This window comes from Pantoea sp. SM3 (assembly GCF_000963995.1).
Lineage (GTDB): Bacteria > Pseudomonadota > Gammaproteobacteria > Enterobacterales > Enterobacteriaceae > Pantoea > Pantoea rwandensis_B.
Window position 1 is genome coordinate 18,084 of the sequence record NZ_JZRD01000039.1, and the last position, 12,530, is coordinate 30,613.

Genomic DNA, 12,530 nt, shown 5'->3' on the forward strand with positions numbered 1-12,530 from the left:
TAACGTTTTTTCACCGCATTTTCGCCGCAGGATACGGTAAAATGCGCGACAGATATTGATACACATCACTTCAACTGCACGACAACCTGCAGTTGTCAGTTAAAAGGAACAGCATGAATCGTACCCTGGCAGATTTGGATCGCGTGGTAGCACTGGGCGGCGGGCACGGCCTGGGTCGTGTGATGTCGGCGCTGGCACCGCTGGGCTCACGCCTGACCGGCATCGTGACCACCACCGATAACGGCGGATCCACCGGACGCATTCGTCGTTCGGAAGGCGGTATTGCCTGGGGAGATATGCGTAATTGCCTGAACCAGTTGATCATGGAACCGAGCGTGGCGTCGGCAATGTTTGAATACCGCTTTGCCGGTAACGGTGAACTGGCCGGCCATAACCTCGGTAACCTGATGCTGAAGGCGCTCGATCACCTTAGCGTGCGGCCGCTGGAAGCCATCAACATCATCCGCAATCTGCTCAAAGTCGATGCCTTCTTGATTCCGATGTCGGAGCAACCGGTAGACCTGGTGGCGCAAGATTGCGAAGGCAATATGGTGTATGGCGAAACGGCAATTGATGAGATGAAGCTACCGCCGCAAGAGTTGATGCTGCATCCCAATGTCACTCCCACTAAAGAAGCACTGGATGCGATTGCGGAAGCGGATTTGATCCTGATTGGCCCAGGCAGTTTTTACACCAGCCTGATGCCCATTCTGCTGATGGAGGAGATGGCACGCGCACTGCGCCGCACCCCAGCCACCATGGTGTTTATTGGCAATCTTGGACGCGAGTTAAGCCCGGCCGCCAGCCTGACGGTGGCGGATAAACTGGCGATGATTGAAAAAGCCATCGGCAGGCGAGTGATTGATGCCGTGGTGGTTAGCCCATCAGCGGACGTCAGCGGTGTGGAAGATCGCCTGATTGTACGCGAACCGCTGGAGGCCGCCGATATCAAGTATCGCCATGACCGCCAGCTGCTGCGGATTGCATTAGAACATGCGATTCAGGCGGTGTGACCCTGCGAAAGCCGTGCGCGTGATGGCGCTCCCTACGAAGACAGATATAGCACGCTGCCAGCATAGGGGCGCTATTCACAGGAGATAACGAAAGCTTTCGTTGGGCCCTCATGTGATGACGACCCAAACTCTCACGCTTCTACTAAGAGGCGGCGATAAACAATTCGCGCAGCTGGTGCAACTGGTCGCGCACGCTGGCGGCCTCTTCGAACTCCAGATTCTGCGCGTGCTGCTGCATCTGCACTTCCAGCTCGTGAATTTTCTTCTGCATGGCTTGTGGCGTCAGCGCCAGATAGTTGGCCTCTTCTTCTGCCGCCACACGTGAGGCAGTTTTGCCCTTGCCGCGCGTTTTCACCACATTTTTGCCCAGCTCAAGAATATCGGTGATTTTCTTGTTGAGGCCCTGCGGCACAATGCCATTCTCTTCGTTGTAACGCTGCTGCTTCTCTCGACGACGTTCGGTTTCACCCATCGCGCGTTCCATCGAAGGGGTGATCTTATCAGCGTACAGAATCGCCTTACCGTTGATGTTACGCGCCGCACGGCCAATAGTCTGGATCAGTGAGCGTTCGGAACGCAGGAAGCCCTCTTTATCCGCATCGAGGATCGCCACCAGCGACACTTCCGGCATGTCGAGACCTTCGCGCAGTAAGTTGATGCCCACCAGCACATCGAATTCACCGAGGCGCAAATCACGAATGATCTCCATACGTTCAACCGTATCGATATCGGAGTGCAGATAGCGCACCTTCTCGCCGTGCTCCACCAGATATTCGGTAAGATCTTCCGCCATGCGTTTGGTCAGCGTGGTGACCAGCACACGTTCATTGATCGCCACGCGTTTGCGAATTTCTGACAGTAAGTCATCCACCTGAGTGGCGACCGGTCGCACTTCCAGAATCGGATCCAGTAGCCCGGTGGGACGTACCACCTGATCAATCACTTCGTCACCGGATTTTTCCAGCTCATATTTACCCGGCGTGGCCGAGACATAAATGGTTTGCGGTGCCAGCGCTTCAAACTCTTCAAAGCGCATCGGACGGTTATCCAGCGCCGAAGGCAAGCGGAACCCATATTCTACCAGCGTCTCTTTACGTGCGCGGTCGCCACGATACATGCCGCCAATCTGGGGAATGGTAACGTGCGATTCGTCCACCACCAGCAAACCATCGGCGGGCAGATAGTCAAATAAGGTCGGCGGTGGCTCGCCCGGACCGCGACCCGAGAGATAGCGCGAGTAGTTTTCAATGCCGGAGCAGTAGCCGAGTTCGTTCATCATTTCGAGATCGAACTGGGTACGCTGGCTGATGCGCTGCTCTTCCAGCAGTTTGTTGTTTTCCAGCAGCACCTTACGGCGATCCACCAGCTCAACTTTGATCTCTTCCATCGCCTGCAGAATACGCTCGCGCGGCGTCACGTAGTGCGTTTTCGGATAGATAGTGAAACGCGGAATCACGGACTCAATCTGGCCGGTCAGCGGATCGAACAGCGACAAGCGCTCAACTTCTTCGTCAAACAGCTCGACACGCAAGCCGATGTCGTCGGATTCAGCCGGGAAGATGTCGATCACTTCGCCACGCACGCGGAAGGTGCCACGCTGGAACACCTGGTCGTTGCGGGTATATTGCAGCTCCGCCAGACGACGCAGAATGCTGCGCTGGTCGATAATCATGCCGCGCGTTAAGTGCAGCATCATTTTCAGATAGAGATCGGGATCACCCAGGCCGTAAATCGCCGAGACCGAGGCCACCACAATCACATCACGGCGCTCCAGCATCGCTTTGGTGGCCGAGAGACGCATCTGCTCAATGTGTTCGTTCACCGCCGCATCCTTCTCAATAAAGGTGTCGGAACTCGGCACATAGGCTTCAGGCTGGTAGTAATCGTAGTACGAGACGAAAAACTCCACGGCGTTATCCGGGAAGAACTCTTTCATCTCACCGTACAACTGCGCCGCCAGCGTTTTGTTCGGTGCCATCACCATCGTCGGGCGATTGAGATCGGCAATCACGTTGGCGATGGTAAAGGTTTTACCCGATCCAGTTACCCCCAACAGGGTTTGATGTGCGAGACCATCCTCCAGCCCCTCTTCAAGACGACGAATGGCCTCAGGCTGATCGCCTGAAGGTTTGAATTCAGAGTTGAGTTTGAAGGCTTTACTCATGGTTTTGCGGTTCCTGCAGAAGATGTCAGCGAGCAGGCTGATAATTCTACTCTGCTATGACGAATTTGCCAGAAAAAAATACTGGATATATTTACAGATATCTTGCACGATAACGGGGAAAGCACCTGTTTCGCTTCAGTGCAATTTAAGCGGCAAAAGGCAAAAGCTTGTTGCGCAAGGTTATCCCCAGAGCCGTGACGCTTTTAACATTTGTCAAGAGAGCGTCATTAAATTGCAGTCCGATGACAAGGCAGAAAAATCTCAGGCTTGCTTTTAATTAACCTGCTGATTTTATTGACAATGACTTCAAAGTCCAGTTTCGCAGCATAATGTATGCAGGCCGCGTATTTCCTCGCTTCCACACGGTTTTCAGTCGCTAATGCACAAGGTTATCCACAGGAATAGTGGATAACTGAATCCAGCCCCGAGCCCATCAGCTGTGTATAATTTTCTCCGCTCTTATCCTGGCGTGCGAAATATTTTTTTTTGCGTTTTTTTTCCGCCTGCCTTAAACCGCTTTAACTATCCTTTTCACAAGTCAAGCACCATTGTTGTCGTAAAAACCGTACCTTGAGACCACTTATTTCTTCAGTGATTGCCTTATCAGTGAACAGATGCACCAGAAACGTTAAGCATTCAGCACCGTCAAAGTGCAGCCAGGTTATTACCCAGTGGAATTATTAAGCATTACTCACCTTTTAAGCCCGCTTTCACCTGATTCTGACGCAGAATGCCTCTTCCCACTAACCTGGCCTGGTAATTGCAATAGTTTAACGATGGAGTGACGAGTCCATACGGCTTGCCTTGCGAGCTAACAACAGCAGTGTCCACCCTAATCGTGCACGACTGTATGCCAGACGACACAGAGCGGGAGCATTCAGGCAAATAATCTGGAAGGAGTATGTCAGATGCTGAGTTTACGTTCGGTGAATCAGTTCTACGGTCACAACCATATCCTCTGGGATGTGGATCTCGATCTGCCGCCCGGTACCTGTACGGGTGTGCTGGGCAGTCCTGGCATGGGCAAAACCACGCTGGTGAACTGCATTATGGGTCGCTTGCCCATTAACAGTGGCTCGATGATCTGGCAGGAAGATGGCTCGCCACCCGAGAATTTGTTGCTGCAGCCCGCTGAACAGCGTGCGCGCATGGGGATCGGTTATGTGCCGCAAGGTCGCCATATCTTTTCGCAGATGAGCGTGGAAGATAATTTAATGATCGCCCTGATGGCCGCCCAGGACGATCGCAGCCGTGCCATTCCTGAAATGGTGTTTGATCTGTTCCCGGCACTCTATTCCTTGCGTCATCAGCGCAGTGGTGAATTGCCGATGGATCAACAGCAGCAGCTGGCACTGGCGCGAGCATTAGTGCTGCAACCTAAGCTACTGATTCTGGACGAGCCGACCGAAGGGATGTCTCCGTGGCTGGAAGAGGAGATGGGCAACCTGATCCGCCGTCTTAATCGCGATTACGGCCTGACCATTTTGCTGCTGGAGCAGCATGTCTCCTTCATCCGCCGCGTGGCAGACTATTTCCTGCTGCTTCACCGTGGTCGCAATGTGGCGCAGGGTAAGGTGGCCATGCTGGATGATGTGACGGTGAATAAGTGGCTGACAGCGACCTGATGAGCTGGTCGCCATCAATCAACTGCACCCCAAAATGTTGGATCATAATCTGACATTGAAGGTGCGGGTCTATGGCAGCCCTACGGACGAAATGACGTCAGGTGCGCATTGTTGCGCTCCTGAGATAGATTCGCCATCCATAACGATCCTACGGGCGATATAAACCAGAGTGCGCATGGATGCGCATCTAAAACCGGCTCATTACTGCGGCAACGTCAAATACTGACCGCACTCGGCCTGTTGTGCTTCACTGTCCAGGTAGGGAATTTCACCGAGGAACGGTGCTTCAATACGTTGACGCAGGGTGGCCATATACTCAGCATGTCGCTTACCCGGCGGCTGAATATCATTGGCAATCCACCCGGCTAACCGCAACCCACGCGCCTTCACCGCTTCCGCTGTCAGCATCGCATGGTTAATACAACCCAGCTTTACACCCACCACCAGAATCACCGGCAGCTGTTCTGCTTCGACCCAGTCGGCATAGGTCTGCGTTTCGGATAACGGCGTAAACCAGCCGCCCGCGCCCTCTACCAATACCCATTCGGCCTGCTGCTCGAGCGCACGCAATCCGGCGGATAAGGCAGAAAAGGCGATCGGCCTGCCCTCTTCCGCGCTGACAATATGCGGTGACGTCGGCTCGACAAATGCCAGTGGATTAACCTGCTCATAGCTGAGCGTCAGGCTGCTGTAGCGCTGCAATGCCAGCGCATCGCTGTTGCGCACGCCTTCAGAGGTGATCTCACAGCCCGATGCCACAGGCTTGTATCCTGCGGTACGTAATCCCGCTGCGCTTGCCGCCTGCAACAGTGCGCCACTGGCGACCGTTTTCCCCACTTCGGTATCCGTTCCGGTAATAAACCAGCGTGTCATTTATGCAAAACTCCATACATCAGGTGATAACTAAGGCGATAACCCTGCGCATCCTGCGGCCAGTGCTGCTCCAGTTGCGCGAGCTGCGAGCGCGTGAGCGGCTGCGCGCCACGTCCGTCGTGCAGATGCGTGGCGCCGATGCCTTTCAGAGAACGCATGGCACTCAGCGCGCTGGGGAAATGCAGCGTGATAATCTGCGGCTGGCACTGTGCCGGTAAACCACTGAGAGCGGCAGAGAACTGCGCTGCACTGAGAAAACGGTTGGCGTGCTGACGGCCATCTAACCGAGCCCAGGCTTCATGCACTTCATGCAGGGAGTCATCAAGCAAGGTCGAGAACAGCACGCTCCCCCCTGGCCGCGTGACGCGCAGGAACTGCTGCAGCGCCAGACGCAGATTGCTGCTCCACTGCACCGCCAGATTGCTCCATACACCATCAACGCACGCATCCGGCAGCGGCAGGTTATCGATATCGCCTTGCAGATAGTGCTGCGCCGAGCGCTGCTCTCGTGCGGCATCCAGCATCGCGCTAGAGAGATCCAGCGCCGTCAGTTCGCGCCCACGATCGCGCCAGTAGCGGCTGTACCAGCCGGTACCACAACCCGCATCCAGCAGATGCGGCCCGAAACCCGCAGGCGCCAGTGCCAGCAGTGCATCGCCGCTCAGGCGTTGCAGTTCGGCATGCTGCTCATAATGCTGTGCCGCACGGCCAAATGCTTTGGCAACGGCTTGCTTGTTAACCTGCAGCGTCATACAGCGCCTCCAGCAGACGATTAATATCGTCATGATGATGAGCAGCCGTGAGCGTAATACGCAGCCGTGCCGTGCCCGGTGGTACGGTCGGTGGGCGAATAGCACTGACCCAGTATCCGGCTTGTGCCAGCCGTTGTGATAACGCCAGCGCCGCGCTATTTTCACCGACAATCAACGGCTGAATCGCACTGTGCGATGGCATCAGCTGCCAGGGCAAATCAGCGGCACCGGCGCGGAACCGCGCAATGTGGCTGTTGAGCCGCTCACGCAACGCATCGCCTTGCTGAATTTGCTGCACTGCCGCCAGCAGCGCACAACACTGTGCCGGTGGCATCGCGGTGGAATAGATGAGATGGCGTGAAAACTGCTCGACATAATCCGCCGTGGCATCATCACACAGCAGCGCGGCACCGCTGACGCCGAAGCCTTTGCCAAAGGTGACAATCAGCAGTTCCGGCTTCACGCCTTGCTGCCAGCAACTGCCGCGCCCCTGCTCACCACATACGCCAATGCCGTGCGCATCATCCACCAGCAGCCAGCCGTTGGCGCGCCGCGTCTGTTCAGCAAGGGCGGCGAGCGGTGCGCTGTCACCATCCATGCTGAATACGCCTTCCGTCACCACCAGCGTGCCGCCTTCTGACGAGTTAGCCAGCAGCTTCGCCAGGCTCTCTGGCTGATTATGCGCAAAGCGGCGTAACGTCGCCGGGCTGTGGCTGGCCGCATCCAGTAACGAAGCATGCGCCAGCTTATCGGCAAGGATACGATCCTGCTTTTCCGCCAGCAGGTGGATCACCGCCTGGTTGGCGGCAAAGCCAGAGATAAACAGCAGCGCACGCTTGTAGCCCAGCCAGTCAGCCAGCTGCTCTTCCAGCCGTGCATGATGACGGCTATAGCCGGTGACATGTCCCGATGCGCCAGCCCCCGCACCCGCTTCTGCTGCGCCCTGTTGCCAGGCCGCAATCACTGCTGGATGCTGGCTCAGCCCGAGATAATCATTGCTGGAAAAATGGCGGTAGGTACGCCCCTCCAGCGTTATCTCACGCACGCTGTTGTGTTCAACCCGGCGCCGCAGACGCCAGCCATCGGCTTCACGTCGCGCCGCCAGCGCCTGTTCGATGCGTGATGACCAGACCATTACACCGCCGCGTTGTAGAACTGCTCGGTATCGGCGTGCACCAGCTGCTCGCTGAGCTGATACTGCTGTTCGTTATCACCGGCAGTCGTGGCGGTATGTTCTGGATTAAGACCCAGCTTGCGGAACAGGATCAGATCTTTGTCCTCTTCCGGGTTTGGCGTGGTCAGCAGTTTGCAGCCATAGAAAATCGAGTTCGCACCCGCCATAAAGCACATCGCCTGAGTCTGCTCACTCATCTGTTCACGTCCTGCGGACAGTCGGACATGCGACGATGGCATCATGATGCGCGCCACGGCGATGGTGCGGATAAAGTCGAACGGCTCAACGTCATCGTTATCGGCCAGTGGCGTGCCTTTCACTTTCACCAGCATGTTGATAGGCACGCTTTCTGGCGGTGTTGGTAGGTTCGCCAGCTGCACTAGCAAGCCAGCGCGGTCTTTCACGGTTTCACCCAGCCCGACGATGCCGCCAGAACAGACTTTGATACCTGCGCCGCGCACTTTATCCAGCGTATCCAGGCGTTCCTGATAGCTGCGCGTCGTGATGATGCTGCCATAGAATTCCGGCGAGGTATCAAGGTTGTGGTTGTAGAAATCCAGCCCGGCGCCGGCCAAACGCTCAGCCTGGCTGTTATCCAACGTGCCCAGCGTCATGCAGGTTTCCATGCCCATCGCTTTAACGCCCTGCACCATCTGCTCCAGATACGGCATGTCGCGTTCGTGCGGGTTTTTCCACGCAGCGCCCATGCAAAAACGGCTGGATCCCGCCGCTTTCGCTTTACGCGCCGATTCCAGCACCGCTTCCACTTCCATCAGCCGCTCGGACTCCAGCCCGGTTTTGTAGCGCGCACTCTGCGGGCAGTATTTGCAGTCTTCCGGGCAGGCACCGGTTTTGATCGACAGCAAGGTACTGACCTGCACCTGGCGCGGGTCAAAATGTTGACGGTGAACTTGCTGCGCTTCGAACATCAGCTCAAGGAAAGGTTTATCGAACAGTGCCTGGGCTTGTGTCAGTGTCCAGCGGTTTGCCATTGCTTACTCCAAAAAAAGGGGTTCATCCCGACGATTAACGTGGTTATACTCGTAAACTAAATCTTTTCAAAATGGTTTACAAGATCGATGTTCACCCAAGACGACCTCCACTTTGATCGCCAGCATATCTGGCATCCTTACACGTCAATGCGCGATCCCCTGCCCTGTTATCCGGTGGTCGCGGCGCACGGTTGCCAGCTTCAGTTGGCCGATGGACGCGAACTGGTCGACGGCATGTCGTCGTGGTGGGCAGCGATTCACGGCTATAACCATCCTCGTCTCAATAAGGCGCTGACGCAGCAAATGGCGCAGATGTCACACGTGATGTTTGGTGGCATTACCCATCCGGCAGCCGTTGAACTGAGCCGCCAGCTGGTTGCCATGACACCGGAAGCGCTGGAGTGTGTGTTCCTCGCCGATTCGGGGTCGATTGCCGTCGAAGTGTCGATGAAAATGGCGTTGCAGTACTGGCTGGGGCGCGGTGAAACGCGACAAAAATTCCTGACGTTAAAACGTGGCTATCACGGCGATACCTTTGCCGCGATGTCTGTGTGCGATCCAGAAAATTCGATGCACAGCCTGTGGCGTGGCTATCTGCCAGAACATCTGTTTGCTGCCGCACCGCAGTGCGGTTTTGATGATGCATGGAACGAAGCGGACTTCGCCGATTTCGCCCGGTTAGCCGAGACGCACCATCGCGAGATTGCCGCCGTGATCCTTGAACCCATTGTGCAGGGAGCGGGCGGCATGCGTTTCTATCACCCGCGCTACCTGCAACAGGTGCGTGAGCTGTGCGACCGCTACGGCATCCTGCTGATTGCCGATGAGATCGCCACCGGCTTTGGCCGCAGCGGCAAACTGTTTGCCTGCGAACACGCCGGAATGACGCCAGACATTCTCTGCCTCGGTAAAGCACTGACCGGCGGTACCATGACGCTGTCCGCCACGCTGACCACGCGTGAAGTCGCCGACACCATCAGCCGCAGTGCGGCAGGCTGCTTTATGCATGGCCCGACCTTTATGGGTAATCCGCTGGCCTGTGCGGTGGCCGTTGAAAGCCTGACGATGATCAACGAGGGGCACTGGCCCGCGCAGGTGGCGGCGATTGAACAGCAATTGCGTCGTGAGCTGTTACCGTTGCGTGAGCATCATGCAGTGGTGGATGCACGCGTGCTGGGTGCCATTGGCGTGATTGAAACGCGTTCACCGGTCAATATGGCGGCACTGCAGCAATTCTTTGTCGAGCGTGGCGTATGGATTAGGCCGTTCGGCAAGTTGATCTATCTGATGCCACCTTATCTGATTTCTGCCACAGAGCTGGCGCAGTTAACCCAGGCGGTGCGCGCGGCATTGGACGTTGAGGCGCATTTCCTGCCTTAAGCTAACTGGAAGTGCCGCGCGTTTTCCACCATGATGGAGAACACACTGCACAACGGAAAAAGGAGAAGTCATGCGCGTAGTTAGCCAGGATTTTAAAGACGGCGATAAAATGCCCGAACGTCACGTTTTCAATGGGATGGGACGTCACGGTGACAATCTGTCACCCCATCTGGCGTGGGATGAAGTGCCTGCTGGGACAAAGAGTTTTGTGGTGACCTGCTTCGATCCGGATGCCCCCACCGGTTCTGGCTGGTGGCACTGGGTCGTGGCAAATATTCCGGCTGACGTCACCGAGTTGCCGCAAGGCTCTGGTTCAGGCGTGGTCGAACTGCCTCAAGGTGCACTTCAAACCCGTACCGATTTCGGTCAAACCGGTTACGGTGGCGCAGCACCACCACAGGGTGACCCGCATCGCTATATCTTTACGGTGCACGCGATGGACACCGATAAGATTGATGTCGACGCCGGCGCGAGCGGCGCCATGGTCGGCTTTAATGTGCACTTCCATGCACTGGCGAGTGCATCAATCACGGTGATGTATTCTTAATACGCAAACGGCGCCAAAAGGCGCCGTTTCTCAACCTGGATTCAAATCAATCCAGGGTGTGAATCACCACCCACATCGGGCCTTGACCCACCGCATAACGCGCCAGCGGCTGCAACAGACCGCGATCGGCAATCTTGTAGACTTCGATATGGTGCGACTTCTGCCCTGCCGCCACCAGATACTGACCGCTGTTATCGATATTGAAGCCGCGCGGCTGAGTTTCGGTCGGCTGATAACCTTCAATCGCCAGCACTGAGCCATCTTCGCTGATGCTAAATACGGTAATGGTGCTGCTGGTGCGATCACAGGCATAGAGGAAACGGCCGTCTGGCGTGATATGGATATCGGCTGCCCAGCGCGTATCGCTGAAATCTTTCGGCATCATATCCAGACTCTGCACGCGCTCAACCTGACCGTGCACGTTGTTCAATGCCCACACATCTACGGTGCTGTCGAGTTCATTGACCACATAGCCATAATCGCCATTCGGATGGAAAGCCATATGACGCGGGCCTGCACCTTCAACCGTGGTGACCTGCGCTTGCTCGCGCGGTGTCAGAGTGCCATCCGCATTGAGCTGGAACAGGCAGATACGATCCTGCTTCAGTGCCGGTACAAACAGCGTTTGGTTGCTGAGATCGATATTGGCTGAGTGGCAGCCATCCATGCCGCCAATCACCTGGCTTGGGGCTTGCGGTAAACCGTCGCTGTCGATCGGGCTGATGCTGACGCACGCGTCGTTGTAGGAGCCGCAGAACAGATAGTTACCCTGGCGATCGGTCGAAATATGCGTTGGGCTGCCCGGCAACGGCGCTTCACCCGCCAGACTCAGGGAACCATCGGCCGCAATGCGATACGCCAGCACGCGAAAATTCGGACGAACGCCGACATAGAGGAAATCTTTCTTCGGGCTCACCACCATCGGCTGCACCTGACCGGCCACGTCCGTGACCTGCAATAACGTCAGTGCGCCATCTTCCTGCAACTGCCATGCGTGGATCTGCTGGCTCTCTGGACTGGCGGTATACACGACTTGTTTCATGCGTTTTTCCTTATTCGCTGCCTGATGAAAGGGATAACTGTAGCGCGTTTCATTTTGCCGCGCTGGATTCATTTGTGCCCTGTTTTTTGTCTCAGGGCCGCTGCCGGGTGTAGACTTAACGCTTTGCTAACTCCCGGACGGAAAGTGTAATGAGCTACCGCGTAATCGCCCTTGACCTTGACGGCACCCTGCTGACCCCCACAAAAACCATTTTGCCTGAATCGATCGAAGCTTTAGCCCGCGCACAACAGGCGGGTGTCAAAGTGCTCATCGTTACCGGTCGCCACCACTGCGCGATTCATCCTTTTTATCAGGCGCTGCAGTTGGATACACCCGCAATCTGCTGTAATGGCACCTACTTGTACGATTATGCAGCGAAGAAGGTACTCGCTGCCGATCCGCTGGAGAAAAGCCAGGCGACCCGCGTCATTGAGATGCTCGATCAGGAGAACATTCACGGTCTGCTGTATGTCGATGATGCCATGCTGTATCAAGAGCCGACTGGCCATGTGACCCGCACCCTGAACTGGGCACAATCCCTGCCGGAAGCGCAGCGTCCCCTGTTCCTGCAAGTGCCGAGCCTGGCGCAGGCAGCGCTGGATGCTCGTTCCATCTGGAAGTTTGCCCTTTCTCATCCTGACACCCGCGCGTTACAGCAATTCGCTGAACGTACTGAATCCGAATTGGGTCTGGCATGTGAGTGGTCGTGGCACGATCAGGTTGATATCGCTCAGGCAGGCAACAGCAAAGGCAAGCGTCTGGCACAGTGGGTTGAGAGTCAGGGCTTCAGCATGCAGGATGTGCTGGCGTTCGGCGATAACTACAACGATCTCAGCATGCTGGAACAGGTCGGTTTAGGCGTGGCGATGGGCAATGCTGACGAGGCGATTAAAGCGCGCGCCAAAAAGGTGATTGGCACCAACCTGGAGCCGGGTATTGCCGAAGTGATTTACAAAGAGGTTCTATAA

At 56.1% G+C, this 12,530-nt stretch carries 11 protein-coding genes; 5 read left to right on the forward strand and 6 right to left on the reverse strand.

What is annotated here, in order from left to right; genetic code table 11:
- Positions 1–113 precede the first annotated feature (113 nt).
- A complete protein-coding gene (gene yvcK, locus VI01_RS20480; protein ID WP_045816467.1) occupies positions 114–1,013 on the forward strand; it encodes a uridine diphosphate-N-acetylglucosamine-binding protein YvcK in 900 nt (299 codons plus the stop codon).
- Positions 1,014–1,155: 142 nt separating this feature from the next.
- Here the strand turns inward: yvcK and uvrB are convergent, their stop codons facing one another.
- Positions 1,156–3,177 (reverse strand): excinuclease ABC subunit UvrB, encoded by a 2,022-nt coding sequence (uvrB, locus tag VI01_RS20485; RefSeq protein ID WP_038648108.1) that lies wholly within the window; start codon positions 3,175–3,177, stop codon positions 1,156–1,158.
- Between the two features lie 908 nt (positions 3,178–4,085).
- Here uvrB and VI01_RS20495 point away from each other — a divergent pair.
- A complete protein-coding gene (locus tag VI01_RS20495) occupies positions 4,086–4,802 on the forward strand; it encodes an ABC transporter ATP-binding protein (protein ID WP_045816468.1) in 717 nt (238 codons plus the stop codon).
- Positions 4,803–5,003: 201 nt separating this feature from the next.
- Here the strand turns inward: VI01_RS20495 and bioD are convergent, their stop codons facing one another.
- The 4 genes from bioD to bioB are packed head-to-tail and all read right to left on the reverse strand — an operon-like array spanning position 5,004 to position 8,593.
- A complete protein-coding gene (gene bioD, locus VI01_RS20500) occupies positions 5,004–5,675 on the reverse strand; it encodes a dethiobiotin synthase (RefSeq protein ID WP_045816469.1) in 672 nt (223 codons plus the stop codon).
- The gene (gene bioC, locus VI01_RS20505) at positions 5,672–6,427 is read right to left on the reverse strand and encodes a malonyl-ACP O-methyltransferase BioC (protein WP_045816470.1); all 756 of its coding nucleotides are present in this window, start codon (positions 6,425–6,427) and stop codon (positions 5,672–5,674) included. The genes bioD and bioC overlap by 4 nt, the downstream gene beginning before the upstream one ends.
- Entirely contained in the window at positions 6,411–7,562 is a 1,152-nt protein-coding gene (gene bioF / locus VI01_RS20510) for an 8-amino-7-oxononanoate synthase (protein ID WP_045816471.1), read from the reverse strand. The genes bioC and bioF overlap by 17 nt, the downstream gene beginning before the upstream one ends.
- Positions 7,562–8,593 carry a biotin synthase BioB gene (gene bioB, locus VI01_RS20515; protein ID WP_045816472.1) on the reverse strand — a complete coding sequence of 344 codons (1,032 nt, stop codon included), beginning with the start codon at positions 8,591–8,593 and terminating at the stop codon, positions 7,562–7,564. The genes bioF and bioB overlap by 1 nt, the downstream gene beginning before the upstream one ends.
- An 87-nt stretch (positions 8,594–8,680) precedes the next feature.
- On the opposite strand from bioB, the gene bioA reads away from it, so the two are divergent.
- Positions 8,681–9,973 (forward strand): adenosylmethionine--8-amino-7-oxononanoate transaminase, encoded by a 1,293-nt coding sequence (gene bioA / locus VI01_RS20520; protein ID WP_045816473.1) that lies wholly within the window; start codon positions 8,681–8,683, stop codon positions 9,971–9,973.
- A 70-nt stretch (positions 9,974–10,043) separates the two neighbouring features.
- On the forward strand, positions 10,044–10,520 hold the full coding sequence (locus tag VI01_RS20525; protein WP_045816474.1) for a kinase inhibitor: 477 nt from the start codon (positions 10,044–10,046) through the stop codon (positions 10,518–10,520).
- 46 nt (positions 10,521–10,566) lie between these two features.
- On the opposite strand, the gene pgl is transcribed toward VI01_RS20525, so the two are convergent.
- The gene (gene pgl / locus VI01_RS20530) at positions 10,567–11,562 is read right to left on the reverse strand and encodes a 6-phosphogluconolactonase (protein ID WP_045816529.1); all 996 of its coding nucleotides are present in this window, start codon (positions 11,560–11,562) and stop codon (positions 10,567–10,569) included.
- 149 nt (positions 11,563–11,711) lie between these two features.
- On the opposite strand from pgl, the gene VI01_RS20535 reads away from it, so the two are divergent.
- Positions 11,712–12,530, forward strand: coding sequence for a pyridoxal phosphatase (locus tag VI01_RS20535; RefSeq protein ID WP_045816475.1), 819 nt, complete (start codon positions 11,712–11,714; stop codon positions 12,528–12,530).

Coding starts and splice junctions, on each gene's coding strand:
- VI01_RS20495 (WP_045816468.1), top strand. CDS start 4,086: ATGCTGAGTTTACGTTCGGTGAATCAGTTCTACGGTCACAACCATATC.
- bioC (WP_045816470.1), bottom strand. CDS start 6,427: ATGACGCTGCAGGTTAACAAGCAAGCCGTTGCCAAAGCATTTGGCCGT.
- bioA (WP_045816473.1), top strand. CDS start 8,681: ATGTTCACCCAAGACGACCTCCACTTTGATCGCCAGCATATCTGGCAT.
- VI01_RS20535 (WP_045816475.1), top strand. CDS start 11,712: ATGAGCTACCGCGTAATCGCCCTTGACCTTGACGGCACCCTGCTGACC.
- bioD (WP_045816469.1), bottom strand. CDS start 5,675: ATGACACGCTGGTTTATTACCGGAACGGATACCGAAGTGGGGAAAACG.
- pgl (WP_045816529.1), bottom strand. CDS start 11,562: ATGAAACAAGTCGTGTATACCGCCAGTCCAGAGAGCCAGCAGATCCAC.
- uvrB (WP_038648108.1), bottom strand. CDS start 3,177: ATGAGTAAAGCCTTCAAACTCAACTCTGAATTCAAACCTTCAGGCGAT.
- bioB (WP_045816472.1), bottom strand. CDS start 8,593: ATGGCAAACCGCTGGACACTGACACAAGCCCAGGCACTGTTCGATAAA.
- yvcK (WP_045816467.1), top strand. CDS start 114: ATGAATCGTACCCTGGCAGATTTGGATCGCGTGGTAGCACTGGGCGGC.
- bioF (WP_045816471.1), bottom strand. CDS start 7,562: ATGGTCTGGTCATCACGCATCGAACAGGCGCTGGCGGCGCGACGTGAA.
- VI01_RS20525 (WP_045816474.1), top strand. CDS start 10,044: ATGCGCGTAGTTAGCCAGGATTTTAAAGACGGCGATAAAATGCCCGAA.